The 23,769-nt window shown below is 68.5% G+C and carries 27 protein-coding genes; 14 read left to right on the forward strand and 13 right to left on the reverse strand.

The window, feature by feature from the left end; genetic code table 11:
* Positions 1 to 34: 34 nt before the first annotated feature.
* From ACWDOP_RS00200 to ACWDOP_RS00220, 5 genes are all read left to right on the forward strand, one after another.
* Positions 35 to 496, forward strand: coding sequence for an Hsp20/alpha crystallin family protein (locus ACWDOP_RS00200; RefSeq protein WP_456343162.1), 462 nt, complete (start codon positions 35 to 37; stop codon positions 494 to 496).
* Positions 497 to 849: 353 nt separating this feature from the next.
* Positions 850 to 987 carry a hypothetical protein gene (locus ACWDOP_RS00205; RefSeq protein ID WP_456343163.1) on the forward strand — a complete coding sequence of 46 codons (138 nt, stop codon included), beginning with the start codon at positions 850 to 852 and terminating at the stop codon, positions 985 to 987.
* Positions 988 to 1,018: 31 nt separating this feature from the next.
* Positions 1,019 to 1,321: a cold-shock protein gene (locus ACWDOP_RS00210; RefSeq protein WP_456343164.1), complete on the forward strand. Its 303-nt coding sequence runs from the start codon at positions 1,019 to 1,021 to the stop codon at positions 1,319 to 1,321.
* 36 nt (positions 1,322 to 1,357) lie between these two features.
* On the forward strand, positions 1,358 to 1,591 hold the full coding sequence (locus tag ACWDOP_RS00215; RefSeq protein WP_456343165.1) for a hypothetical protein: 234 nt from the start codon (positions 1,358 to 1,360) through the stop codon (positions 1,589 to 1,591).
* Positions 1,592 to 2,022: 431 nt separating this feature from the next.
* A complete protein-coding gene (locus ACWDOP_RS00220; protein ID WP_456343166.1) occupies positions 2,023 to 2,388 on the forward strand; it encodes a helix-turn-helix domain-containing protein in 366 nt (121 codons plus the stop codon).
* A gap of 229 nt (positions 2,389 to 2,617) precedes the next feature.
* Here ACWDOP_RS00220 and ACWDOP_RS00225 read toward each other — a convergent pair whose 3' ends face one another.
* The 13 genes from ACWDOP_RS00225 to ACWDOP_RS00285 all read right to left on the reverse strand — a co-directional run bounded on the left by ACWDOP_RS00225 (position 2,618) and on the right by ACWDOP_RS00285 (position 14,405).
* On the reverse strand, positions 2,618 to 2,974 hold the full coding sequence (locus tag ACWDOP_RS00225) for an STAS domain-containing protein (protein ID WP_456343167.1): 357 nt from the start codon (positions 2,972 to 2,974) through the stop codon (positions 2,618 to 2,620).
* 155 nt (positions 2,975 to 3,129) lie between these two features.
* Complete coding sequence (locus tag ACWDOP_RS00230) at positions 3,130 to 3,597, reverse strand: hypothetical protein (RefSeq protein WP_456343168.1); 468 nt, start codon at positions 3,595 to 3,597, stop codon at positions 3,130 to 3,132.
* A 231-nt stretch (positions 3,598 to 3,828) separates the two neighbouring features.
* Positions 3,829 to 4,134 (reverse strand): hypothetical protein, encoded by a 306-nt coding sequence (locus tag ACWDOP_RS00235; protein ID WP_456343169.1) that lies wholly within the window; start codon positions 4,132 to 4,134, stop codon positions 3,829 to 3,831.
* Positions 4,131 to 6,779, reverse strand: coding sequence for a DNA translocase FtsK (locus ACWDOP_RS00240; protein ID WP_456343170.1), 2,649 nt, complete (start codon positions 6,777 to 6,779; stop codon positions 4,131 to 4,133). The genes ACWDOP_RS00235 and ACWDOP_RS00240 overlap by 4 nt, the downstream gene beginning before the upstream one ends.
* 11 nt (positions 6,780 to 6,790) lie before the next feature.
* Positions 6,791 to 7,084: a hypothetical protein gene (locus ACWDOP_RS00245; protein WP_456343171.1), complete on the reverse strand. Its 294-nt coding sequence runs from the start codon at positions 7,082 to 7,084 to the stop codon at positions 6,791 to 6,793.
* 38 nt (positions 7,085 to 7,122) lie between these two features.
* Positions 7,123 to 10,023, reverse strand: coding sequence for a toprim domain-containing protein (locus tag ACWDOP_RS00250; RefSeq protein ID WP_456343172.1), 2,901 nt, complete (start codon positions 10,021 to 10,023; stop codon positions 7,123 to 7,125).
* On the reverse strand, positions 10,020 to 10,772 hold the full coding sequence (locus ACWDOP_RS00255) for a DUF4913 domain-containing protein (protein WP_456343173.1): 753 nt from the start codon (positions 10,770 to 10,772) through the stop codon (positions 10,020 to 10,022). The genes ACWDOP_RS00250 and ACWDOP_RS00255 overlap by 4 nt, the downstream gene beginning before the upstream one ends.
* Positions 10,769 to 12,757 (reverse strand): type IV secretory system conjugative DNA transfer family protein, encoded by a 1,989-nt coding sequence (locus ACWDOP_RS00260; protein WP_456343174.1) that lies wholly within the window; start codon positions 12,755 to 12,757, stop codon positions 10,769 to 10,771. The genes ACWDOP_RS00255 and ACWDOP_RS00260 overlap by 4 nt, the downstream gene beginning before the upstream one ends.
* 4 nt (positions 12,758 to 12,761) lie before the next feature.
* Positions 12,762 to 13,109, reverse strand: coding sequence for a hypothetical protein (locus ACWDOP_RS00265; RefSeq protein ID WP_456343175.1), 348 nt, complete (start codon positions 13,107 to 13,109; stop codon positions 12,762 to 12,764).
* Positions 13,106 to 13,579: a WhiB family transcriptional regulator gene (locus ACWDOP_RS00270; protein WP_456343176.1), complete on the reverse strand. Its 474-nt coding sequence runs from the start codon at positions 13,577 to 13,579 to the stop codon at positions 13,106 to 13,108. The genes ACWDOP_RS00265 and ACWDOP_RS00270 overlap by 4 nt, the downstream gene beginning before the upstream one ends.
* Positions 13,580 to 13,642: 63 nt before the next feature.
* The gene (locus tag ACWDOP_RS00275; protein WP_456343177.1) at positions 13,643 to 13,837 is read right to left on the reverse strand and encodes a hypothetical protein; all 195 of its coding nucleotides are present in this window, start codon (positions 13,835 to 13,837) and stop codon (positions 13,643 to 13,645) included.
* 29 nt (positions 13,838 to 13,866) lie between these two features.
* Positions 13,867 to 14,157: a hypothetical protein gene (locus ACWDOP_RS00280; RefSeq protein ID WP_456343178.1), complete on the reverse strand. Its 291-nt coding sequence runs from the start codon at positions 14,155 to 14,157 to the stop codon at positions 13,867 to 13,869.
* Positions 14,154 to 14,405 (reverse strand): hypothetical protein, encoded by a 252-nt coding sequence (locus ACWDOP_RS00285; protein ID WP_456343179.1) that lies wholly within the window; start codon positions 14,403 to 14,405, stop codon positions 14,154 to 14,156. Before ACWDOP_RS00285 ends, ACWDOP_RS00280 begins: the two co-directional genes overlap by 4 nt.
* Positions 14,406 to 14,530: 125 nt before the next feature.
* Here ACWDOP_RS00285 and ACWDOP_RS00290 point away from each other — a divergent pair, with 125 nt between their 5' ends.
* The 9 genes from ACWDOP_RS00290 to ACWDOP_RS00330 all read left to right on the forward strand — a co-directional run bounded on the left by ACWDOP_RS00290 (position 14,531) and on the right by ACWDOP_RS00330 (position 23,561).
* A complete protein-coding gene (locus ACWDOP_RS00290; RefSeq protein ID WP_456343180.1) occupies positions 14,531 to 14,911 on the forward strand; it encodes a GntR family transcriptional regulator in 381 nt (126 codons plus the stop codon).
* Positions 14,908 to 16,062 carry a hypothetical protein gene (locus ACWDOP_RS00295; RefSeq protein WP_456343181.1) on the forward strand — a complete coding sequence of 385 codons (1,155 nt, stop codon included), beginning with the start codon at positions 14,908 to 14,910 and terminating at the stop codon, positions 16,060 to 16,062. The genes ACWDOP_RS00290 and ACWDOP_RS00295 overlap by 4 nt, the downstream gene beginning before the upstream one ends.
* Complete coding sequence (locus ACWDOP_RS00300) at positions 16,059 to 16,655, forward strand: cysteine hydrolase family protein (RefSeq protein WP_456343182.1); 597 nt, start codon at positions 16,059 to 16,061, stop codon at positions 16,653 to 16,655. Before ACWDOP_RS00295 ends, ACWDOP_RS00300 begins: the two co-directional genes overlap by 4 nt.
* Before the next feature lie 598 nt (positions 16,656 to 17,253).
* Positions 17,254 to 18,369 (forward strand): hypothetical protein, encoded by a 1,116-nt coding sequence (locus ACWDOP_RS00305; RefSeq protein ID WP_456343183.1) that lies wholly within the window; start codon positions 17,254 to 17,256, stop codon positions 18,367 to 18,369.
* Between the two features lie 167 nt (positions 18,370 to 18,536).
* Complete coding sequence (locus ACWDOP_RS00310; protein WP_456343184.1) at positions 18,537 to 19,244, forward strand: ParA family protein; 708 nt, start codon at positions 18,537 to 18,539, stop codon at positions 19,242 to 19,244.
* The gene (locus ACWDOP_RS00315) at positions 19,244 to 20,137 is read left to right on the forward strand and encodes a ParB/RepB/Spo0J family partition protein (RefSeq protein ID WP_456343185.1); all 894 of its coding nucleotides are present in this window, start codon (positions 19,244 to 19,246) and stop codon (positions 20,135 to 20,137) included. The genes ACWDOP_RS00310 and ACWDOP_RS00315 overlap by 1 nt, the downstream gene beginning before the upstream one ends.
* Positions 20,138 to 20,821: 684 nt before the next feature.
* The gene (locus ACWDOP_RS00320; protein ID WP_456343186.1) at positions 20,822 to 21,067 is read left to right on the forward strand and encodes a hypothetical protein; all 246 of its coding nucleotides are present in this window, start codon (positions 20,822 to 20,824) and stop codon (positions 21,065 to 21,067) included.
* Positions 21,068 to 21,369: 302 nt separating this feature from the next.
* Positions 21,370 to 22,911 (forward strand): hypothetical protein, encoded by a 1,542-nt coding sequence (locus tag ACWDOP_RS00325; protein WP_456343187.1) that lies wholly within the window; start codon positions 21,370 to 21,372, stop codon positions 22,909 to 22,911.
* Positions 22,908 to 23,561 carry a hypothetical protein gene (locus ACWDOP_RS00330; protein ID WP_456343188.1) on the forward strand — a complete coding sequence of 218 codons (654 nt, stop codon included), beginning with the start codon at positions 22,908 to 22,910 and terminating at the stop codon, positions 23,559 to 23,561. Before ACWDOP_RS00325 ends, ACWDOP_RS00330 begins: the two co-directional genes overlap by 4 nt.
* Positions 23,562 to 23,769: the final 208 nt, after the last annotated feature.

Below are 23,769 nucleotides of genomic sequence, written 5' to 3' on the forward strand. Positions count from 1 at the left end.
GTATCTGGTACAGCGACTATCGAGAATGGAGTAGTTGGAGGTGGCGACCATGCTGATGCGCACTGATCCTTTCCGTGACCTGGATCGATTGACGCAACAGGTGTTCGGCACCGCGGCACGGCCCGCGGCGATGCCGATGGACGCCTGGCGTGAGAACGACGAGTTCTTCGTCGAGTTCGACCTGCCGGGCATCGATCCCGAATCCCTCGACCTGGACGTGGAGCGCAACGTGGTGACCGTGCGCGCCGCGCGCCCGGACATCGACCCGGGGCGGTCCATGCTCGCGGCCGAACGCCCCCGCGGGGTGTTCTCCCGCCAGCTCGTGCTCGGCGAAGCACTCGATACCGAGCAGATCCGCGCCGACTATCGCGACGGGGTCCTGCGCTTATCGATCCCGGTGGCCGAGAAGGCCAAACCGCGCAAGATCGAGATCGCCAGACCCGAACGCGAACCCGATCACCAGGTCGTCCAGGACCGGCAGGTCATCAACGCCTGAGCGTGACCTGCGGGCGCGGACCGCCTGACACACCGCACACGCGTCGGACAACTCGATCCGCGAAAGTGAGGTGATGCTCGTCCAGAACACCACACTCGCGAGCACGGGCCACCGGCGCCAGTGAACTCCGGTAGCCGCGGCCACGACGGCGCACCGAGACAGTGGATGCGCGGCCACCGTTGTGGCACAGGCTCATTCACACGCCAGGCCGGCATCCTCGCGAAACACGAACAGCACAGCAATCGTTCGATCCATCACCGCATCGGGTGGGCGCGGCCCGCCGGATTCCGGGACGCGCCCACCCGATGCCCGTTGCCCGTTGCACCCCAGCGTGCGAGAGGAGACCTTTCGAGATGACCGCGACCGCCCTCGACACCGAGCGCACCCCGCCCGAGACATCGGACACCGACACCGATGTTCAGCCCGACCGGACCGCTCACTCCTGGACGATCTCCGATGACGATGACCACTACTGCTGCCTCGCCTACTGACCACACCCCCGACCCCCACACCCCTCACCAGATGTCACCGCACTGGCAGCACGCCCGGGTGGCCTGGTTCAACCCCGAGAAAGGGTTCGGCTTCCTGACCCCCGAGCACGGCCCCGCGGTCTTCGTGGACTACTCGGTGATCGAGGTCCCCGGCTACAAGACCCTCACCACCGACCAGCACGTCGTCTACACCTTCGAGCACACCCCGCGTGGACCCGAAGCCACCCGCGTCATCCCCTACCTGCGCGGCACCACCACACCGGCGCCCGAAGCACCGGCCCACGGCACCGCGCTGCGCCGACTCGTCTGCCGGAGCGGTCGCCGCGCGGCCTGACCCACCAACCATCCACCCCCTGATCGGACACATCCCGTGAGCACGACAACGGCAACCGACACCCGGCACCACGACCGCGATCCGGAAGTGGTGCGCTGGCCCGACCCCAGCCCACTGCGCCCCTGGTGGGACACCATCATGGGCCCGGCGCAACGCACCGCCCCCGTCGGCCCGCGCTCGCCCGATCCCCGCCATCGCCGGGCCCGCGACCCCCACCATCCCCGGCCCGCCCGCGCCCGCCGCGACCAACGCCCCCACACGCACGGGTAGCGGCGAGTTCGAGCACCACGACACACCAGAAAATCTGTAGCCGGGACTGTAGACATTCGTATGTGTGGTGTGTAGTTTAGCTGTCGTTCAGGTGAGAGAAACAGTGACTGGGCAGGTGAACTGCCTGGTGAGAGATACCAGCGGAGCCCTCCGGCGCGACGAGATGACGCCCACCCCGAGCGCGGGAATCGCCGCCGGAGGGCCCGCCCACCGACACAGAACAGACCTTGGTCCGACACGCAGTACCCGACCCGCACGGAGGTGGCCACTGACGAACCTGATAACCCTGACGCACCTAGTCGAACAGGCGCGCAGTACACCATCGGCCCGACAGGGCCGATGACACAGTCCCCCTTTTCGAATACGTGAATCCCAGGCCCCGGAGCGACCGCTCCGGGGCCTTCCGCCGTGCTGAAAACCTGAGAGGTGTCGTGCACCCACCCCACACCCCACCCGCCGGTGAACCCGGCGGGACCGACAACCTCGACGACGAGGACTTCCCCGCCTACAGCATGGGCCGCGCCGCCGAAATCCTCGCCGTCACACCGGCCTTCCTACGCACCCTCGACACCGCCAACCTGCTCACACCCCAACGCTCCGCCGGCGGGCACCGCCGCTACTCGCGCTACCAACTCCGCATCGCCGCCCGCGTGCGCGAACTCCTCGACACCGGCAACTCCCTCGACGGGGCCTGCCGCATCGTCATCCTCGAAGACCAACTCGCCGAAGCCCACACCCTCAACACCACCCTGCAAACCGCCCTCGACCAACACCAACACCCCACCCCGCCACCCTGACCCACCGCACTCACCACGCTGCGACCAGGATCCGGCCTGACCATTCCGTGTCGCATTCGGTGTCCGATTCGGTGTAGCGATCGAGTCGCAACACCTCACTCGGGCGAGAGCCCCACGTAGAGACCGCATTTCCCGGCGGTGAACCGTCCAGAGTGATACCCAAAACACGAACAATCGCCCATGCGCCCATCGCTCGGACAGCCGAAACCCGCAGCGAAGCAGCCTCTTTTCACTCCTGTGCGGCGGCGTCGAGCGCTTCGTCGAGGGTGTCGTGCAGCTGCAGCAGAGTGTGCATGCCGGTGACCTGGATCGGGCGCTGCACCGCGAGTCCGGCCACCACGCGCAGCGGTGACGCGCATTCCTGCGCGCAGGCCGCCAGCACCGCGAGCCCGGCCGATCCCATGAACACCACGCGGGACAGATCCGCCACCACTGCCGGCGGATCCGCTTTCAAGACTTGACGTATCACGCGTTCGAGCAGAGGCGCCGACAGCACATCGACCTCACCGGTCGCGAACACGACCGGGACCGGGCCGTGCGTGACGGTGCGGACCTGGAGCAGCTGGGCGGGATCGATGCCGTTCATCGGTCCTCCTTCCCCACAATGACCGTACGCTCGTCCTGTTCGAAATCCGGGCGCATGGGACGAAACCCAGGACGCATGGGCGTGAGACATCATGCGTTCGGACGGGGATGCCCCCCAGGCTCGGTATGCGTCTGCCGGAAGTTCTCGTCCCCGTGTCAGTCTGTGAGAGCTGCGCGGGCGCGTTCGGCGTCGTGGAGGTCGGGCATGTACTTCGCATGCAGGTCGATCTTTCGCTTGTACCAGTCGAGTGCGCCCTGCTTGGTCATATCCAGGGCGGTCCCGATCGCGGACCAGCTGGCATCGGCCTCACGAGCGGCCTGCATGACCGACCAGCGGCGCGCAGTCAGGAATTCGACCAGTCGCCGGTTCGCTTCCAATGCCTGCAGGGCGGTGACGGGGGCGAGCTCGGCGATCTGGGCGCGCAGATAGGCGGGCACGTCGATCGTGGTGTCGGGCTTGATCTTTCCGGCCGCGAGTTCGGCGAGCGCGTCGTGGGTGAACCGGATGCGGTGGTAGGTGTTCCACGCCGCGTGCAGGGCACGCTCGTCACCCTCGCGCAGGACCGCGGCGATATCGGTGCCGGCGGGCAGCAGTCCCTCGGGAGTGGTCTCGAAATAGGTCATGCGTCAAGTTTACTTGTCGTGACCAGTTTTCTTGACGAATCGACAAGATCTCTTGACGATTTTCGGGTGGGTCGCGATGACCGACGAAGCCCTCCCCGTGAGACGAAACCCCGTGACACATGGGCGTGAGACGCCGAGCGTTCCGCGCGAGCCTGCCTTTACCCTCGACATGCGTCAGCCCCTGTCGGATTCGGCCCGACAGGGGCTGACGCTTCTTTCGGTGCTATCGGGTTATCGGTCGAGTTCCTCGATGTAGGCGACCGCGTCGGCGAAGAATCGCACCGCACCCGACTCCGCTACCCTGCGCTGCCAGTCGGTGCTGCGTTCGTAGCCGCTGGCGGTGAGCAGAGCATCGAGGGATTCCAGGCTCACCGGGACGTCCGGGTCGGTGGACACCGATTCCCACCAATCGCCCACGCTGCGCCCGAGCGCGTGGCCGTCCTCGGCGTCGTAGAAGACCTCACAGCAGAAGATGTCCACGACGGCGGCATCGGATTGCAGGCGAGCGATCATGTGCAGATCCACGCTCTCGGTCATCGCCCGACCTCCGGGGTGTGCAGTTGGCGCTGCGCGGCCGCGGGCGCGGGGGCGGGAGCGTGGTCGACGCTCTGGCCGGGCCGTGGACCACGCGCTCGGTCAGCGGCTGCGGCCTGGCGCTGGGCGAGCTGGTTGTCACGCTCGGCGATCGTGCGCTCGGTCTTGGCGTTCCACTGGTCGGTGCGTTCGATCGCGGCCTTACCGACCAGCCCGGCCTGGCGGGCGTGGACATCGACGAGTTCGCGGATCTGCCCGCGCGCCTCGACGCTGAGGTCTTCCTGTTCCAGGTGTTCGGTGAGCCGGGCGCGTTTGTCCATGTAGGACTTGCGTTCGGCGGGCAGGTCACCGGTGCGTGACCCGCAGGCCACCATGTAGACGGTGTCCGCGAGCGAGGACACCGCGTACTCGAGCCGGTCGTTGCGGTAGTCGACCTGCACCCCTTCGCCGCGGATCGTTTCGAGCACAGCACCTTTCATCGCCCGGGAGATCTGCGAGGCGGTGCTGGAAGCGCGCGCGACATCGGCTTCGATCTTGGACCGCTCGTCGGCGAACAACAGCTCGGGCATCTGCTCCTTGCCGACGATCCGGCCGGTGTCGATATCGGTGAGCACCTGCGCGACGTGGACACGCTCGGGGGCGATCAGACCCTTACCCGTGGCGGTCAGGTCGCGGATCTTGTCGTTCAGCGCGGCCATCCGATGGATGCGTTCGTGGATGTCGTCGGTGCGGTGGCCGTTGGCGCTGGTGTAGAGCACCCCGAGCCCGTCGCGGTCCTCCCTGGGTACCTGTCCGTCGGCGAGGTAGTCCGCTTCCGCGCGCAGGTCGCCGGCGTCGCCGAGGTAGTCCCGCACCAGCTCCCCCACCTCGAAACGGTCCACATATCCCGGCCAGACCCGCAGGTCGGGCTTCTCCTTGCGGACGATCGCGCGTCCGACACCGCGCACTCGTTCGCGGTCGGCGGGGGTCATGAGCGCGATCTCCTCGGCGACGAAGCTGCCCGCGTTCGGGTTCTCGGCGAAGGTTCGCAGCAGGCGCGGGATCTGCCCGCGGGCCGCCTCGCCCGGATCCACCAGCACCGGCGACTCCACCAACGAACCGTCGCCGGTGCGTCCGAGCAGGTAGTCCCGCACGAACTCGACCGCGGCCTGCTCCGGTTCGGACAGCCGGGCCGCGGCGATCGTGGCGGTCAGCTCCTCGTAGCGCTGCAGCGGGGACGCCAACCAGTCGGCCTCGGCGATCGGCCGGTCGTTCGAGCGCCACGCCGAGATCGCTTGTGCGACCTGGTTCTTGGCGGCCGGGCGCATCGGCAGGGCGGCCATGTAGTCCAGCACCGCCAGCTCCCGCCGGCGCAACCCGGTCGCTTCCGCGCGTTCGGCGGCGATCGTGGTGTCGAACGCGGGATCGATGGTGACGGCGAAGGTTTCGGGGTTGATCACCACACCCCACTCGGCGGCGTAGCGGCCCGTCAGCTCGGTCAGGGCCTGGTCGGCGACCGGGGAGTTCCCGCGCCACAGCAGGGCCTGGGACAGCACCGGCACGGTGCCGGGCAGGTTGTGCCACGGGACGGTGGCCATGAGGGCGTCGGCGGTGGCTTGGTTCCGCACGTATTTCTCGCGCAGGGCTTCGACAGCGTCCGGTCCTTCGGCGCGGGCGTTGTCGACTTCCTGGGCCAGGCGCGCGTCGTCGACCCGGGCCTGGTTCGCCGCGACCGTGGCCAGCAGATACGCGATGCGCTGGCCGTGCCCGACCGCGGGCACGCGCGCGGCTTCGGCTTCGCGGTAGTCGAGTTCGGCGTAGCGCTCGCTCCACTCGGGGTCGTCGCCGAGCATGTCGCGATGCTGGTGCAGGAACTTGTCCAGGGCGGCCTGGGCGTCGATGACGTCCTGCTGGTTCTCCTGCTCCCGCGCGGGCACCTGCTGGTCGTAGAACGCCTCGAAGCGGGCCGCCATCAGCTCCAGATCCAGGTCCGCGCCCTGCTTGCGGACCTCGATCTCGGTGTCGGTGAGTTCGGGGCCGTCCGTGGGCCAGGCGTCGTACTGCGGCTCCGCCGGCGCGGGCGTAGTGTCCGCCGTGCCGGTGTCGAGCTGCTCGGGGCGCACGAGGACCTCGCGGGCGCGCGAGCCGTCGCTCGGGCCGACGATGCCCGAGTGCTCGAGCTCGTCCATCAACCGTCCGGCCTCGGCGAAGCCGATGCGGAGTTTGCGCTGCAGCATCGAGGTGGATCCGAACTGCGAGTTGATCACCAGGGCGGCGGCCTGGGCGAGCAGGTTGCCGTTGTCGTTGTCGGGCATGGGGTTTCCTTCCTGTGGGTGCTCCCAGCCGGGAGCGGTGTCGAGTGGGGCGCTCATGTCGGTGCGTGAGATCCCGTGCCGCACTGCGGCGTTGAGCTGATGGGTGCGGGTGGCCTTGGCGATAGCGGCCAGCTGGGCGGGGGTCGGGACGCGTTTGGGCGGGGCCAGGGCCGGGTCGTAGAGACGGGCCGCGATCCGGCGGCCGCGACGCTGCCCGACCATGAGCGCGACCAGGCTGTCACCGGGGCTGCGCCCCATCTCGCGCAGTTGGCGGCGGGTTTTCAGATGAGACGGGGCGAGGCCCCAGGCGTACTCCTGGCGGGAGTCGTCGGGGGCCTCGTCACGGGTAGTCACGGTCGCGGTTCTCAGTGCTGGAGTTCGACCAGGGCCAGCAGCGCGGCCGGATCCGCCGGTACCAGCCGCGCGGCCGCGTCCTGCAGCCGGTCGCGGTCCGCGAGCAGGTTGGAGCGTTCGGCGCGCAGTCGGCCGACGTGGTGCTCGGCGACCTGGCAGTCGTGGGTGACGCCGTCGAGCTGGTGGCGCAACTCGATCACCCGCGCGGCCAGGCGCACGATGAGCGCGTTCGGCTCGCGCAGGGCCACGAGTTCGGGGTCGGCCAGGATCTGGCGGGCCAGGGCCTCGATGGTGGGGTCGAGCATGATGGGTTCCTCCTGAAAGGGGTTGGGCGGAAGGGGATCTAGCGGCCGAGGCCGGGTTCGCCGGTGCCTCGGTGGTGGGTGCGGCGCACCCCGGACCCGGACGCGGTCTGCCGCGAGCCGTTCGTGCCGGGGCCGGTGCGGACCGCGGCCGAGGGCGGGGTGCCGCGCCCGGCGTCGGCGGCCATGCGCTGGGCGCGCTCGTCGGCGGTCAGACCGGCCTTGTCCATGTCCTTGGCCAGGGCCTTGGCGCGCTGGGGGCCGTCCCAGTCCGGGATGTGGGCATCGCCGCGCCCGGCCACGATGGCGGCGGTGCGGGCCCGCCAGGTGGCGTCGATCTGGCGGGCGAGTTTGCCCGCCGAGGCGGCCTCGCGGCTGCCTTCGTCGAGCTGCTTGCGGACCTGGTTGCGGACCGGTTCGGGTACGCCGGCCTTGGTCAGGGCGGCCTCGACGCCGCTGTCCAGGCGCCGGTGCTCGTAGTCGGGCAGGTTCCAGGCCCCGGTCCCGAGCTGGGTCTGGCCCGCGAACGCGCTGCCGAGCTCGCGGGTGGCGCGGTCCTCGGCATCGCGCGGGGCGGCGGCGGTGCCCAGGATCTGGCGAACCTTGTTGCGGTGGTAGACCGCCGCGTTGTTGGCGCTCTCGCGGTGCCGGTCCGCGTCGGCCGCGGCCGCGCTGCGGTCATCGGCGAACAGCAGATCCGGCAGCTTGGTGTGCCCGGCATCGATGTCACGCAAGGTCAGCTCCAGCTGATCGCGCTCGAGCGGGTGCAAGCCCTTACCGCTGGTGATCGCGCGCTCGATCACCGTCCGGTAGGCGGCCGCACGCTCGGCGGCCTTCTCGGTCGCGATCGCGTCGGGGACCTTCGCGGCCGCTTTCTGAGCCTCGACCTGGGGTTTCATCGCCGCGTACATGTGCACGGCGTCGGTGATCACCTGGCGGTCGACGTGGTCGGGCCACAGCGGTGTGACGACCGCGGCCGGGTTGGCGCGCACCCGCGCGATCTGCTCGCGGGCGGCGGCGCGGTCCTCGGGGGTGAGCAGGGCGGCGGCCTCGGCGAGGCGGGCGCGCACGGTCGCGGTGTCGTGCCCGTGGGCCAGGCGCGCGCGGTAGTCGTCGATGAGCCGGTCCATGGTCGGCTTGACCGCCTCGCCCGGATCCACCAGCACCGTGCGCATCCGGCGCAGATCCGCCGACGGCGCGACCGACCGCACACCGCCGACCTGGCCGCCGGGGACCTGGGCGTCCGGTGCGCCGATGTAGTTGGCGATGAACCGCACCTTCGCGCGGGCGATCTCGCCCACGCCCTTGTCGGTCATCTCCTTGGTCAGGTCCGCCAGCTGCGCCGGGGTGGGGTTGGTGCGCCACTTCTCGATCGCCCCGTACAAGGCGATCTTGTCTTCCTCGGACAGGTTCTTGTCCGCGGCCACGAGCTCGACCATCCGATCGTGCGCGCGCTGGGTGCGCGCGGAATCGGCTTGGGCCTTCTCCTTTTTCGCGATCTGGGCCACGAACTCCGGGGACGTGGCCCGCTCGGGATCCTCGCTCGCGGTGAACGTGCGGGGGTCGATGATCACCCCGTACCGGTTGTGGATGTGCACCCGCAGCTCGGTCAACGCCTTCTTGGCGATATCGGAATCGGGTGCCCACGCCGCCGCGTCGGCGACCGCGCGCACCAGTTCCTCGCGGTCGCAGTTGTCCAGGCCCCGCGCGCGCAGCTTGTTCAACCGCGACTCGACCAGGCCGCGTTCGGTGCGGATCCGTTCCTCGGCTTGGCGGCGCTCGTCCTCGCTCTTGCGTTTGAGCTCGTCCTGCTCGCGCCGGCGCGCTTCGGCCTTGCGCTGGGCCCAGCTCAGCAGCTGCTGCATCATCAGCTGCATCGCGGCCGCCATCTGGCGCCCGGCGGTGTCGATGTCCGGGGTGTGGTCGGTGTGCTGCTGCATCTCGGGGCTGTGGGCGAACACGGAACCTCCTGGAAGGGAAGGGGACTCGGTGCCCGGTGCGGGCACCTCGGGGTCGAGAAACGGGACCGGATCGAGCTCGTCGAGGTCGTGACCGGCGCTGATGTGGTCGGTGAAGTCCTTGCCGTCGCGGGCCTGCAGCACCCGCACCCGGCCCACCCGCAAGCCGGACAGGGTCGCCAGGACCTTGTCCGCGCGCCGGTAGCCGGGGGCGTCGCGGTCGACCAGGACCACGACCTCGGCCGCGCCGTCGAGCCAGGCCGCGTGCTCGTTGGTCCACGACCCCGCCCCGCCGGCGTTGGTGGTCGCCGTGAGTCCCATGTGCTCGGCGGTGAGTACGTCTTTCTCGCCCTCGCACACGTAGATGGGCTCACCGGCGGCGACCGCGTCCAGCACGCGTGGGAGCTGGAACGGGACCGGGTCGAAACCGGTGTCGGCCCACCCGTTCTCGGTCCAGGCGCGCTGGGAGAACTTCTTGGCGCGGCCGCGCTCGAACCGTGCTTCGCGGCGGGTGACCTCACCGGCGACGGTGCCGTCCGGGCGCGCGTACGGGTACACCGCGCGGGTCTCCCACCTCGACACCTGCCGCCCCAGATCGGTCTTCGCCACCGGCCCACCCAGCCCGGCCGCGGTGATCGCCTGCTCCGCGCGGGTGGGAGTGCGCGGCCGCGCCGGGGCGGGACGTCGGCGGGCGGTGCCCGAGGCGGAGCGGGTGATCGGGGCGTCGTACAGGTCGCGGACCTTGAGCGAGAGCGCGGCCAGGATGTCGCGGTCATCGCATCCGGCGAAGCACTTGACCTTCGTCTTGTGTTCGGCCGGAAGGTATTTGATGCCCAGGCTCGGGTGGTGTCCGCCGCCGGTCTCGTGGACCGGGCAGCAGTACTTGACCCACGCCCCGCTGGGTCGGCCGGGACCGGAGGAGCGTTCCAGGGCGGTGGTGAGCGCGGCCCAGCTGCCGTGCCCGCCCGCGTGCGCGGCGGTCATGTCAGCGGGTATTCGATGAATATCTCGGTGGCGCCGACGGGCACCTCCGAGTCCCGGTCGTCGGCGTCCCCGTCGGCGTCGCCGTCGGCGGTTTCGTAGATCTCGCCGACGTGTTCGTCGCGTTCGTAGTCGCGGAACATGGTTTCGGGTGCGGGCGGGGAGTTCAGGGGCTTGAGCCGGTTCGAGTGCCCGTCCTTGACCGAGCAGAACTTGAACGGGCCGCGTTCGGGATCGAGCAGCACCGCCATGTGCGGGTCCAGGTGCTGCAGCCAGAACGTCGACATTCCGGTCGTGCCGTCCAGGCGCAGGTGCTCGAACGCGGACCAGCACGCGTCCAGGCGGTTGAACGCCTCCCCGTGGATCCACCAGGTCGGGCACCAGGCGATGCCCTTGCTGTGGTGGCTGATGTCGCGCCGGTACACGTGGCAGATGTAGAGGTCGACGAAGTGTTTGAGCGTGGGGAACCGCAGCTGCTGCGGTTCCTCGGTCCCGGCGAGCTCGGCCGCGAGCTGGCGGGCGGCCTCCTCATCGGCCACGTGCTGGAGCTGGGCCAGGACCTCATCGGTCAGCAACGGCTCCAGGGCCTTGACCGCGATGTCGCGGCCCAGTTCCTTGAGCAGATCGTTGACCGCGGTGCGGGCCTTGCGCGCGAGTTTGGGGCGCGCGGCATCGCCCAGCACCACCGCCGCTTCGGCCTGGATCATCTCCGCGGTGCCGGGGGCCATCGTGAACGGGTCGTAGTCGCTCATGCGCTCTTCTCCTGCTCGTCGTCGTCGGGTTCGGTGGGCACCACGCGCAGCGCCACGCGCCCAGCCACCGGCTGCGTGGTGTCAGGGGTGGCGCTGGTGCGGCGCTGATCGGCGTGGGCGGGATCGTGTTTGGCCAGCGAGGACCGCACCGCCTCGGCGTAGGGGCGTTCCCACCACGGCACGGTGGCGATCAGCGCGGGCCGGTAGCCCGAGGCGATCAGCAGGGCGCGCCCGCGCGGCATCGCCGCCAGGTCCGAGACCGTGAGCGTGGGTTCGGTGGTGCGGCTGGTCGAGGTCGAGCGGGTGCGCCCGCCGCCCTTGTCCGCGTAGCTGGTCGAGGTGGAGGTGGTCAGCTCGTAGTGGTTGCCGACCTGCTCGGACACCTCGCGCAGAAACGCGCTGGCGGCCAGGCCGGGGCCCAGGACCTTGATGTTCGCCGCGCCCCACAGCGCTTCCATGCCCTCGGTGCCCCAGCACCGCACCCCCTGGGCCCAGGACTGCAGCACGGTCATCACGACCATGCCGCGCGAGCCGAAATGGCTGTACTGCTTGGGCAGTTCACGCCATTTGACGATGTTGGCGGCCTCATCGAGGACCAGCAGCATCGGTGTCGGCATGCGGCCGCCGTTGCGCTCGCCCTCGCGGGTGCCCTCGTCGGCGACCGCGGCCGCGAACGCGGTTACCAGCGGTCCGGCGTTGGACACCTTGTCCGCCGAGAGCAGATACAAGGTGTCGGTGGACTTCACGAACGCGGCCACATCGAACGCCTCGCGCTCGTCGTCCTCCCCGCCCTTGGTCACCCATTCGGTGATCGAGGCCAGCGTCAAGCAGGCGGCCATCTTCTTCGCCGTGGAGAAAATCCCGGCGCGCTGGCGCTCGGGGGCGTTGTACTGATCCGCGAGCGCCGCCGCGACCAGGTCGTACCCGGCCTCTTCCACCAGGTCGATCGGTTCGTGGTTGCGCTGGTCGGTGATCCACCGGAACACCTGCGTGATCGGCTTGTTGCTCACCGCGGCCGCCAGGATCAGGCCCGCGAGCAGGTCCTCGCCCTCGGGCTCGAAAAACGCGTCCGAACTGCTGGCGTCGCCGCCGGCAGCGAAGTGCCCGGCGAGTTCCTTGGCGCGTTCCTGCACGCCGGAGACGTGACCGCCATACCCGCGCACCCAGTCCAGGGGATCCCAGTACCAGGTGCACGGCTCGGTCGCGACCTGCTGCGGGTCGAAAACCTTGACCACACCCAGAGACGCGCGATGCTCCCGGGTGCCGTCCACGATGTCGCGTTTGTTCGAGGTCGCCAGCGCCGGACCGACCGCCTCCATCAACGCCGGAATCACCCGGGACGAGCTCTTGCCCTGGCGGGGAGCCCAGATGTCGACGTGCAGGTCCTCCCACGAGGCGTACAGCATCCCGTGCCCGCCGACCGGCGCACCGATCGAAATCCCCGGCGCCCCACCACCGGCGGGCATCCGGACCTTCAACTCCTCGGCCTTGACGCTCATCGCCTCCGCCGACAAGCTCGCAAGCTCGTCCGCGCCGGCCATGAACCGGGCCTGCGCGTCGACCGCCGCCGCCGGCGGCTTCGCCCGCCCGGTCCGGCGCCGTGCCGGCAGCGTCGCGGCGGGCTTGCTCCGGCGCTGGCGGCGCTGTTCCCGACGTTCGCCGCAGCGCTCGCACACCCACCGGGCACCGACCGCGGTCCCGGCCACCGTCAGCGCGGTGGTCACCGCCATCGAGCCCAGCGCGGCCCACGCCTGCCCGCTGTAGACGAGCTCGTTCGTCGCGAACAACTCCCACCCGAGGCGGACCGGATTGGCAAGGGGCACATCCTGTTCCGGGCCGCCGAACAGCGGCGCCAGCCACATCGACAGGCCCGCGACCTCGGTCAAGGCGGGAACACCCAACGCGACACTGAGCACCCCGGCTATCTCGCGGTACTCCTGCGACATCTCCGACCTTGAGCTCGGGGCCTTCACACTGCGATCCATGACCTCAGCGCTCCTTCCGGTCGGGCAGGATCAGCTGCATCGGCGGATCGAGCTCGGTGGACGGGCACAGCGCGCACGCGCGGCGCAGGCCCTCGTAGCCGCCGCCGAACTCCGGGCCGATCTCGAACGGGCTCCACTGGCCCCAGGTGTGTCCCAGCAGCTCGCAGCCCTGGCGCGCCAGGCAGCAGCCGCACAGGACCCGGTCCCCGACCTGCGCCCACCCGCACTCGGCGAGCTCGGCGGCCGCGGACTCGGGCGACGGGAAATGCCAGGCCACACCCTCATCTGCGAAACCCAGCGGGGTCTCGCAGCGGTCGCACTCGGCCTCGAACACGTGCTTCTGCCGGATCACGCCGCACCCCCGACGAGGTAGGCGGCGTGAGCCCGCCGCGCGGTGCTGGAACTCAGGTGCAGCCGTGCGGCGATGAGGTCGAAACCCAGCCCCTCAGCGCGCAGCTCGTGCACCTCGGCCTGGACCTGCTCGTTGCGCCAAGCTGCGGGCACGACCTTTCTCGGCTCGTCCTTCTTCGGCTTGCCGCCCGCGGCGATCCGCGCCAGCTCACGGCGCGCGGCCGAGAACCGCGCCGGGGCCGAGCCCGCCGTCGGCATCACCACGGTCGCGAACACCCCGTCGGTGAGCTTCTGGGTCCGCGCCCAGCCCGCGCAGGCCGCCAGCATCGGGCAGTGCGCGCACAACTCCTGCGCCTCGATGAGGTCCTCGATGTCGTCGGAGAAGAACAGATCCGGATCCACCCGCGACCCCGCGCAGACCCCGCGTGGCTGAACGATCGAGACAGGCCGTGCGGCAACGGCTTTCGGCATGTAGAGGTCCTTACGTGCGGGAACGGAACTGGAGTGGATGGAAGAGGTCGGGTTCTCCACGGCTCACCAACCTGCGGTGATCGGAGCGGAGACCGAGACGGGGCAGAACGGGGCGCACGGGCCCGGGGTGGCGGGCACCAGGTGGTCGCCGTCGCTGAAGTCGGCGGTGCTGACCGCGAACGCAATCCCCGCCGCCACCAGCACCACCACCAGCAGCCCCAGCAGCAGCCCGCCAGCGGTCGGGATCGGAATCACCACAGCGACATGGACTTCACGGTCACGGGCCATCACGCGAACACCCCCGTCGTGCCCAGCTGGCTCGCAGCGGTTGCCGTGGAATCGACCGGGATATGACGAGCGCGGGCCTGGCCCAGGCGCGTGATCGACGCGGCGGTGGTCAGGCGCTCCATGCACGCCGCGCCTGTGTGCATCGACTCGCGATCGAGCAGGTCGTCGACGACGCGTCGGGTCTCGAACAATTCGGTCTTCAGCCGCTCGTTCTCCGCGGTGAGTTCGCGAATTCGAGTGGCGCTCAGATCGAGCGCAGGGCCGGCGGGCCGGACGGTGAAGAGGTTCATCGCGCCGCACCTTTGGGTGCAGGTCTGGCGTCGGCCTCGACCTGCATCAGCTTCGCCAGCCCGAGGACCTCATCGCGGCTGACGTGGATGTGGTTGGACGGCATCCGCCAGCCCGTGAGCTTGCCCTGGGCGATCCAGCGCCTCAGGGTCCTGGGGTTCATGCGCATCAGGGACGCGCCCTCGGCGAGACGAATCAGGTTGTCAACCGCAGCACCGGTTTCCATGGGGCGGACCGTTTCCTGTGTCACGACATGTACTCCTTACCACTCATACCTACTGATACCTATGACTAGTGAAACAGGCAGAGTCATTGGCAGTCAATAGGTATGAGTGGAATGAGACTGGGTGACACCCGATCACTTATCCTGGCGACATGACCAAGCAACCCGGGCGCCCGCGGTGGCAGCTACTAGCCGAAGACATCCAGCGGCGGATCAACACCGGCGAGTACTCGCCAGGTGACCAGCTGCCGGCCAAGACCAGCCTCGCGGAGCAATGGGCAGTCTCGGTCAACACCGTCGAGCGAGCCCTCACCTCGCTTCGCGATGAAGGACTCGTAGAAACGTTCCACGGTCTCGGCAGCTTCGTACGAGAGCAGCAGCCGGAGCCCGAGACGGAATCCACAGGCCCCGGGCTGGATGACCTGCGAGAGCGCGTCGCCCAACTCGAAGCACAGATGGAGGAGGTCTACGCGAACCTCGGTCTCGCGCACCCCGTTGCCAGCCCTGACACCGCGCTTCGGGATGCGAGATGAACGTCAGTCGCATCCCTCAAAGTCCGAGCGCCGGCACCGTGACCGGGCTGAACGCGAAGCGCTCCAGCTACCAGCCGAACTACGCCGCAATCGCGAAGAACCGTGTGGCAATGGCGCGATCAGCGGCGGGGATGTCGCCGAAGGCCTTCGCAGAGGCGCTGAGCCGCCTGATAGGACGCGACGTCCAGGCCGGACACGTCACCGCATGGGAAACCCGCACCACTCCACCGGGTGACATCCTCCTCGCCGTGAGTGCCCTCGCACCCGGTACGAGCACCCGGATCGGGGTTCGCAGCCACAAGTTCATCGCGGCGCACATCAGCCTGGCTGCCGCGGAAAGGCTCCGGGCCGCCCTGGGCATGGAGGAGACGCTCGGGCACCTCGGGAAAACTCCTTGCTGGACAACAAGTCTCGAAGGCATCGGAGACGAGTGCACTCTCCATGTTTGGCCTTGGGGAACCGTGATTATCCATCTGGTCGAAGATCTCGACATCAGCGATGTGACCACGCTGGCGATCTGGCGGTACCAGTCGTATGCCGAGAACCTGGAATGGGCAGGCCTGCACCTCAGCGAACTGACCGGAGAGCCCGTCCGCACGGATTACGTACTCAGCCTCTACTGGGTGTACTCGGCACCCTGGGCCGGGACGACTCTGGAGACGGGCCTCCGGCTGCTCTGTGCACCAAGAATTCTCGTCGACCGCGAGCTCACCGACCCCGTCGCTGCCCAGATCGCAGGTGAGCGGGTGGAACAGGAACTCCTGGCCGGGGGCTATGTCGTCCCGGAGATGAAATCGTTTGGTACTCCGGGTGTCTCTCTCGCATGGTCCAGTTGGTCCGGCGTGGTTTACCACCCACACGACCCGCTGCGCGCGCTCCCAGAGGGTGATCTGATCTCCTTTGAGATCGGATTACAGGCCATCTGGGCGTTCACCGCCCACATCAACGAGCAGGTCGAGAACGGTGTCGATCCGCAGGTCGATCCGCAGTACGGGTACGGATTCCTGCGTGCCGCCCGCTCAATCCTGTTGACCCCGCGTCCGCAGGAAACGGGTCAGCATCAGCAGATGCGCGATGCACTCGTGAACACCAGCGGCCTGCCCGGGCAGCTGGCATTGGCAATGGAAGCGCTCAAGGAGGCGACTCGATGACCATCACATTCGAGAAGTCGGCACTGCTGGTTGTGGACGTGCAAAAGGGCTTCGTCAACGCGCACTCTGCCCACGTCATCCCGACGATCCTCAACCTCGCCACCCGCTGGGCCGGGACCGGCCGCCCCACCATCTTCACGCGTTACTGGAACTTCCCTGGCAGTCCCTACGAGACCCTGATCGGGTGGCACGCACTCTACGAGGCGCCCGACACCGACCTGGTCGACGTCCTAGAGCCGCTCGCTGCGCGCGCAGGCGCGCACACGCTGGACAAGACGACGTACACGGCGCTGACCCCGAAGGGCCTGGAATTACTGCACGACCTCGACGTCACCGACCTGATCATCTGCGGAATCGCAACAGACGCGTGTGTTCTCAAGACAGCCCTGGACGCGTTCGAGCAGGGTTTCGTCCCATGGGTTGTGCGGGATGCTGTGGCCTCCAACGCAACTCGGCACCCTGCTCAAGAGATCCACGATTCCGCATTGCTGCACATCTCTCGGCTGGTGGGGGCTAGGCAGCTCATCGAAGCTTGCGAGGTCCTCGACGCCATCGAAAGCTCGTCAGGACTCCCGTCAGCCGACATCGTGTGACTCCCGATATGCGCCCGAGCGGCCAGATGAAGCGGGAGAACGTCGTAGTTAGCCCAGATATTGTCGCGACACGCGGCGCGCCTCCCCCATTCGGACTGTCGATAGCGCTAGTAGTTATCCCGTGCCTAGACCCGCGAAACTCCCACCCGCCAAACCCGTGGGTATAAACCTGTCGAAGGAACTGGTCGAAGCCATAGAACGGGCGGCCAAACAACGCGGCGTTGCCAAGCGCACGTTGTTCGAGATCGCGCTCCGGCGCGAGCTTGGCCTCCCCGACTACCCGGGGCTTCCCGCCGACCCTCAGCAGGAGCTCCCAATCTCCGCTTAAGCCCGCTCCCCACCGCCCTTACCAAGCGTGTGGGACCCAATCAATGAATGAAGGCCCCCGGTTACCAGCCGGAGGCCTTCAAAGTCCCTGTTAAGGACCACGCTTTTGCACAGCGGCCTTCAGGGTAGCAAGACTGCGCGTTCGTACCAAAGCATCTCGACCGGTGTAACTGGTCACGATTCTGCGGACGTCGCGGTCGGGCTACCTTCACGTGTATCTGGACGAGGTTGCACCTCATCCCCCCGACGGCGTCGGCGCACCGCACGCGACGTGCTGTTTGCTTTGCCGTCGCTGCGTCTGGTGTTGCCCGATGATGCCTACAGCAAGGTCTCATCGTGCTGGTGGGGCCCAGACCGGTTCGTCGCGCATGCGATGGCCCTGTACGACATGCACTACCGCGTCCTCTACCTCAACCGCGTGGTGGCCTCGATCAAACGCGAGACCTTCCTCCGGTACCTGCAGGCCGAGGTGGGCGTCGCGGACTTCGCGACCGGCCGCAACGCTCACGCCTCCATGGGCTACCTCATGCGCAAGACCGGCATGAGCGAATCCACTATGCACCGCGGCCGGCAGCTGCTCTACAAGCTCGGCTGCCGCACCGTCGTCTTCCATGGCCGTCAGCTCACCAAGGACGAAGCTCTCGAGCAGTGGCGCCGGGACCGCCCCAAGATGAAGGGCTGGACCGCCGTGGCCGCCCTGCACGAAACCACCGTCCTGCCTGTGGATAACTCGTTGGTCGAAACATTGCTTGAACAGGGTTTTGGCACCCCACCTTCGCGTAGCGAGGTTTCCGCCGCCACATCACGCAGGTGGGTTATCTCTCCAGCACAGAGCACGATGAAACGAAGCGCTCCGCGCCGCCTGGACAAGAGAGGGTGGTCCGAGAAGTGCCCAGCCTACGATCAGAAGGCGGTGCTGCTGGCCGCCAGCGTGCTCAGAGACGAACGATTCCCGCTCTGGGTGCGCCGGATACCTCGAAAACGGCTACAGGCGCTGCTGACGCGTAAAGCGCTCGCGGACTGGACTGTTGACGACGTGTTCGCCGCGCTCGAGGACTGGTGGAAGCTGGGCCGGGTCCTGCTGAACTCCCCCACCAATCCCCCCGGATATCTCTGGACCGTGCTGAATGAGGTTCCCGACGACGCGCCACCCGCGCGGCTGGACCGCGCCCGCAACGACGAATACGAAGCGAACGAGCGCGCCGAGCGCGCACGCGAGCGCGAACAAGCACGCGCCCGCGCCGTTGCCGGCCCGGACTCACCCGGATACCTCGCTGCCCGAGCGGTTGTCGGCAAGGCCGGCCAGCGCGCGGCCGAGAAGAAGGCCGTCGATCGTCGGGCTGCCGACCAGGAACGCTACGAACTCGCCGAACGTCGCCGGAACTGATCCTCGCTGCGGGAATGCGAGCGATGTGCTGGCGGGCGATAAGTGATCTGAACCGAAAACCGTGGGGTACAGCGGTGTTTCACTATGCCGTTTCCGGGGGTGGCTCATATGCTGCGGATCGCCATCCGAGTAGCCCGCATGGGTGAAGCAACGGAAGTGAGAACCGAATGACTGCTGTATATGTGCTGCTGAATCAAAAAGGCGGCGTCGGAAAGTCCACCCTCGCAGTGAATCTGGCCGCGGTCACCGCCGAAGTCGCGGGCGACGGCCTCAACCCGGACGCCCCCTCCCCCGTCGCCGCGGTCTCGATCGACCCGCAGGGCTCGGCCGTGTGGTGGGGAGCCCGGATCGAGAACCTGCCCTTCCACGTCGTACAGGCCCACAGCGACCTCGACGGCCTGCGCCGCCTGCGCGAATTGCCCGGCATCGACCACGTTTTCGTCGACACCCCCGGCTGGCTGGACATGGCCGCGGACTCCGAGTCCGGCGACCCGCTCGGCGCCGGCCCCGCCGGAGACGCCCTGCGCGCCGTGCTCGAATGCGCCGATCTGGTCATCGTGCCGATCACCCCCGAACCGCTCAGCTTCGACCCGACCGCCCGCACGATCCGGAAAGTCATCGAGCCCCGCAAACTGAAATACAAAGTGGTGCTGAACAACTGGGATCCGCGCGACGGCGAACAAGACCGCGACGAAACCCTGGCATTCGTACGCGCCAAGCAATGGCCCGGAGCCAAAACCGTCATCCGCCGCTACAAACTCCACACCCGCGCCTCGCTCAACGGCCAGGTCGTCACCGAATACCCCTCCAACGGAACCGCATTGCGCGCCCGCGAGGACTTCTACAAGCTCGCGCTCGAACTGCGGGTCGCCTGATGGCCGGCGGCCGCGGCCGAGTCCGCACCAACCTCACCGACCTGCTCGACGCCGTCGGCGACAAGTCGCCCGTTGACGGCGCCTACACCCCGACCCACCACGGGCCGCCGACCTCAGCTCCCCTGAGCGAGCTGGTCGCCAACCCGCGCAACCCGCGCGACGACCTCGGTGACCTGTCCGACCTGGAATCGATCGCCCAGCTGCAGCTGCAGCCCGCGCTCGTGGTCACCCGCGCGGCCTACCTGAACCTCTACCCCGAGGACGAAGCCCAGCTCGCGGACGCGCGGTGGGTCGTGGTCAACGGCTGCCGGCGCCTGGCCGCCGCCCGGCACTACGGCCGCGAGGACCTCGAATTCGTCGTCAAAGACCAGGTCGCGGCATCCCGAGTCATTCTGCTGGCCGCCGCGATCACCGAGAACGTCGCCCGCCAGGACTTCGACGTCATCGAAGAAGCCCGCGCGGTCGAAGCCCTGGTCGCCGAGTGCGGCACCGCGGACCTGGCCGCGGCCCAACTGCAACGCTCCCGCGGCTGGGTGTCCCAGCGTCGCGCACTGCTGCAACTCGAACCCGAACTGCAGACCGCGCTGCGCCGAGGCAATCTCGCGATCCGCGACGCGCGCACCCTCGCCCGGGTGCCGCGGGAAGAACAGGTCCAGCGCTGGCTCCAATCCCAGGAACCCAAACCCCAGCCCGAACCCGAGAAGCCGAAACCGAAGAACAACCGCCCGGCCGACCCCTCCCTCATCGCCAAGGCGCTGAAGAAGTTCGACGCCGAGCCCGACACCCTGGCCGCCGCGTTGAGCGAGTACCTCGATATCGCGCAACTGCGCACGCTGATCGACTCCCTCGAAGGAACGCTCGCCAGCGAACACGCACCACGCGCTGTCGGCTAGCCCCGGCCCGCCGGTAAAGCCCAGCGCCTCACCGAAGGACGGGTTTTACCGGCGGTAAAACCGCCACGCGTGGTCCACATCGCTGCGTTCAGCTCGGCAGCCCGCCCCGAAATACCCTCACCCATGCGTCTGGGCGAACATCCCGACCCGCCTCGCAATCCTGGCATCGCCGCAACGCCGCTCGCGCCCGCATTGCCTTCCCGCAGGACTCGCACACCAACCGCTTCATTCGAGTTGACGTCGCATTCTCCACAGCCCAGCACGCAGCGCACCACGTGGCGAATCGAATCTCCTCCCCGCGCAACGTCCAGCCGAAATTCGATAGGGGCTTCACGACCTTGCATCTGGTGCAGGTGCGCGGCGGCCCTGGTGCTCGACGCGCTCCAGCTGACCCCATTGATATCCAGCCACCTTCGCGCAGTCGCAAGAAGACTTCACGGTCGCGAAGTCCCTGCTCAAGATACGGTCAGCAATCCGAACGCGACTAGCACGTGGCCGTCCATCAGTTCGAGCGGGCGCTGGACCGAGCGGCCCGAACATGAAGCCCCGCGACACCGCATCAACGGATGCCGAATCACTCGGCTCGGCCAAGACAAAGTGCCCGAACAGGATTCACAAGCCACACGAACATCAAGAATGTATGTCTACATACATGTAGACATACATTCTTGATAGAATGGGGTTATGACCAGCCCCTCCGACCCGTCGGGCCTGGCTTTGCCTGCCCGCAAGCAGCCAGGCAAGCGGCCCTTCTCCACCCAGTTACGTCCGGACACCCTGGCCCGGATCGAGTGGATCCGCAGGCACGGCTACGTCATCAACGACACCGTCGACGACGCGATCAACGCGTACCTCGACGCCGCCGGCGTTCCGGCTGCAGCGGACTGCGAGACCCCCGAACCCGAGCCCCGCAGGAAGAAGACCCGCTGACACCTTCCGCGCTCCGCCGAGTTTTTACCGCCGGTAAAAACTCGCACCGAGGGCGACACGCCGAGCGTGCTGCGAGCCGATCGCAAAGCGAGCATCCTGCCTGGGATCACGCGAAGACCGGAACGAGCGCGATCGCACCGCCGAGACCACTCTCGGCCGAGAACGCCGGATCACCCAGGAGGGGACCATCCAATGCCCAACTTCACGCCCGCATCGGTGACCGCAGCACCGGACGGTGACCTCGCCCGCCGGTCCGCCGGCCTCCCGGAACCGTCGACGACCAACCAGAAGGGGGACCGGTGATGTTCGGTCGCAAACCCGCCACCGTCCTCGACGGCGACGATCCGCTGCTGACCGCGGACCTACCGGCCCGCGTGCAGGCCGCGTACGGGCGCCTGGCGCACCAATACGATCCGGCGCTGCGCGAGGCGCGGTCGGTTCGTGAACTCGCCGCCGAGCGCGGGGTCGCCGAGGCCGTGCGTGAGCACGAGCGCGACGAACAGGTCGCCGACCTCGCTACCGCCAAGGCCACCGCCCTGGAAGTCCGCAAAGCCGCCGCGGAGTTGGTGCGCGCCGAAGCGCGGGACCTGGTCACCGCGCGCAGGGCGCTGGCGAGCCAGCGGCGCGAGTCCAGCCCGCACGCCCAGCTCGCCGCGCTGTACCGGGTCAAGAAGCGGGTCTTGGCCGCCCTGGCGGGTGTGGTGCTGGCGATGATGCTGGTGTCGGCGACCAATGTGCAGCAGAACCTCGCGCCCGGCGGCCCGAGCGAGCCCCTGTTCTGGATGAGCTATTTCCTCGAGGCGGGCCTGTCGGTCGTGCTGGTCGCGTTCATGGTCAGCGGCTCCGCGGTCGCGCGGTGGGAGATCACCGAGCGGGACACCGCGATCCGGGTCACCGAGATCGGTCTGCTGCTGGGATCGATCTACCTCAACGTCTACCCGTACATGAACACCCCGACCGGCTGGCATTGGCGTGACATCGCCGCCCACGGTGCGGCCCCGGTCGCCATGGGCATCGCGCTCATCGCGCACGCGCTCGTCGCCAAGCGGATGGGCGCCGCGATCGCGAAGGCCTCCGCGCAGTTGCCGGCCGACGCCGAGGACGACACCGTCGCGCGCCTGGCCGCGCTCACCCGATCCGTCTCGCGGCCGGATACCACGCCGACCGATCCGGGCCCGGGCGGCGGAATCGACCTCGACGACGAGCTCGCTCAACTCGTGACCGCGCCCGTGCACACCCCCGATGCGCACCCCACGGCAGCCGAGAGTGCGCATGCGCACCCTCCGGTGCGCACCCCGGGTGCGCATGCGCACTCTGAAGTGCACATCGAGAGTGCGCATGCGGACGAGCAGGCTCCGGCTCGCCCCGCAGACTCGACCACGGAGGAGCCGAGTGCGCACCCGGCGGAGGCGGATGCGCACTCCGGGCAGGGGAGTGCGCACTCGGTCCCGGCCGTCGATGCGCAGGGTGCGCACGAGGACCAGGACGCGGGCGCGGTGACTCAAGTTCTCGATCTGACGCAGCTGTCGCATCCGCCGGTGGAGCAGCCTGTCGGCGCCGAGGACGCGCAGGGTGCGCGGCATGCGCATGCCGGTGCGCGTGAGGTGCGCACCGTGGCGGCCGAGTTGGTGCGCTGCGGGGTGACCACGAAATCGGTGGAAGACGTCACCGCGGTACTGGAGCTCGCCGCGGCCGGCGTCGCGCCGTCGACGGTGGCCAGGGACACCGGCGTGCACTACCGGACGGTGGTCAAACTCCTGAACAACGCCCGTGCACTGCGCCAGCCGCGGCTGGCGACCAACGGCGGACACGTGATCGACCTGGAACGAAGGACGCAGCGATGAACGACGTGCACCGGCGGGTGCTGGACCTGCGCGCCGAACTCTGGAAGCTCGCCGACCGCGGCCAACTGGAAGCACCCGAAGGGGTCGACCTGGACAAGGTGATGCGTGAAGTCGACCAACACCTGCACCACGTCGAGGGACTACTGCGCACCCCTGCCGGCGTGATCCGCGAACGGGTGCGCACCCCCGAGTGCGCATGCGCACCCCTCGTGCGCACTGCGCAGTGCGCATGCGCACCCACGATCGATCCCGGACGCGCACTGGATGCGCACTGCGCAGAAAGTGCTGCGCACCCTGCGCACGCACAGAGCGGTCACGAAGGCTCGGGTGCGCACTTCGAGATCCGGAGTGCGCATGATGCGCACCCCTCATCCACCGCGACCCAGCCCCGGGGCGGCGCGGTGCGTACCCAACAGAACCGCCGGCCCGGACCCTTCACCGGCGAGCTCATCGCCGCCGAAGCGCTGTCCCTGGCACGAGCAGTACGAGCGCGCGGCAGATCGAAACAACCGCTGCGCGTGCTGACCAGGATCTATATCGCCAAGTCCCAAGGCATGTCGAACAACGACATAGCCGAGAACCACGTCGGTCTACCGCACTCGACGGTCGATCGCGCCGTCGCAGCCGCCGTCGCGGCCTCAGCCGACTAACCACACCGCATAAATGCGTCAGCCCCGGCGGGCCGAACCTGCCGGGGCTGACGCATTTCCGGAAGTCCATCCCCACGCAGGCGCGCTTCGCCTCGCGGCTTCCTGGCTCCGGTGACTTTGAGAGCGGAAGCAGACGGAGCAAGTTAGTATTTAGGTGCCCCAATGGGCACCCCACCCGGTTTCGGGTGGTCGCTGCGCTGGGCATGGA

Source organism: Nocardia sp. NPDC003693, assembly GCF_053981095.1.

Excerpts from the sequence above, each read along its gene's own strand:
- ACWDOP_RS00205 (WP_456343163.1), top strand. The coding sequence starts at position 850 with ATGACCGCGACCGCCCTCGACACCGAGCGCACCCCGCCCGAGACATCG.
- ACWDOP_RS00210 (WP_456343164.1), top strand. The coding sequence starts at position 1,019 with ATGTCACCGCACTGGCAGCACGCCCGGGTGGCCTGGTTCAACCCCGAG.
- ACWDOP_RS00225 (WP_456343167.1), bottom strand. The coding sequence starts at position 2,974 with ATGAACGGCATCGATCCCGCCCAGCTGCTCCAGGTCCGCACCGTCACG.
- ACWDOP_RS00230 (WP_456343168.1), bottom strand. The coding sequence starts at position 3,597 with ATGACCTATTTCGAGACCACTCCCGAGGGACTGCTGCCCGCCGGCACC.
- ACWDOP_RS00235 (WP_456343169.1), bottom strand. The coding sequence starts at position 4,134 with ATGACCGAGAGCGTGGATCTGCACATGATCGCTCGCCTGCAATCCGAT.
- ACWDOP_RS00245 (WP_456343171.1), bottom strand. The coding sequence starts at position 7,084 with ATGCTCGACCCCACCATCGAGGCCCTGGCCCGCCAGATCCTGGCCGAC.
- ACWDOP_RS00250 (WP_456343172.1), bottom strand. The coding sequence starts at position 10,023 with ATGACCGCCGCGCACGCGGGCGGGCACGGCAGCTGGGCCGCGCTCACC.
- ACWDOP_RS00255 (WP_456343173.1), bottom strand. The coding sequence starts at position 10,772 with ATGAGCGACTACGACCCGTTCACGATGGCCCCCGGCACCGCGGAGATG.
- ACWDOP_RS00260 (WP_456343174.1), bottom strand. The coding sequence starts at position 12,757 with ATGGATCGCAGTGTGAAGGCCCCGAGCTCAAGGTCGGAGATGTCGCAG.
- ACWDOP_RS00270 (WP_456343176.1), bottom strand. The coding sequence starts at position 13,579 with ATGCCGAAAGCCGTTGCCGCACGGCCTGTCTCGATCGTTCAGCCACGC.
- ACWDOP_RS00280 (WP_456343178.1), bottom strand. The coding sequence starts at position 14,157 with ATGAACCTCTTCACCGTCCGGCCCGCCGGCCCTGCGCTCGATCTGAGC.
- ACWDOP_RS00290 (WP_456343180.1), top strand. The coding sequence starts at position 14,531 with ATGACCAAGCAACCCGGGCGCCCGCGGTGGCAGCTACTAGCCGAAGAC.
- ACWDOP_RS00295 (WP_456343181.1), top strand. The coding sequence starts at position 14,908 with ATGAACGTCAGTCGCATCCCTCAAAGTCCGAGCGCCGGCACCGTGACC.
- ACWDOP_RS00300 (WP_456343182.1), top strand. The coding sequence starts at position 16,059 with ATGACCATCACATTCGAGAAGTCGGCACTGCTGGTTGTGGACGTGCAA.
- ACWDOP_RS00310 (WP_456343184.1), top strand. The coding sequence starts at position 18,537 with ATGACTGCTGTATATGTGCTGCTGAATCAAAAAGGCGGCGTCGGAAAG.
- ACWDOP_RS00315 (WP_456343185.1), top strand. The coding sequence starts at position 19,244 with ATGGCCGGCGGCCGCGGCCGAGTCCGCACCAACCTCACCGACCTGCTC.
- ACWDOP_RS00320 (WP_456343186.1), top strand. The coding sequence starts at position 20,822 with ATGACCAGCCCCTCCGACCCGTCGGGCCTGGCTTTGCCTGCCCGCAAG.
- ACWDOP_RS00325 (WP_456343187.1), top strand. The coding sequence starts at position 21,370 with ATGTTCGGTCGCAAACCCGCCACCGTCCTCGACGGCGACGATCCGCTG.
- ACWDOP_RS00330 (WP_456343188.1), top strand. The coding sequence starts at position 22,908 with ATGAACGACGTGCACCGGCGGGTGCTGGACCTGCGCGCCGAACTCTGG.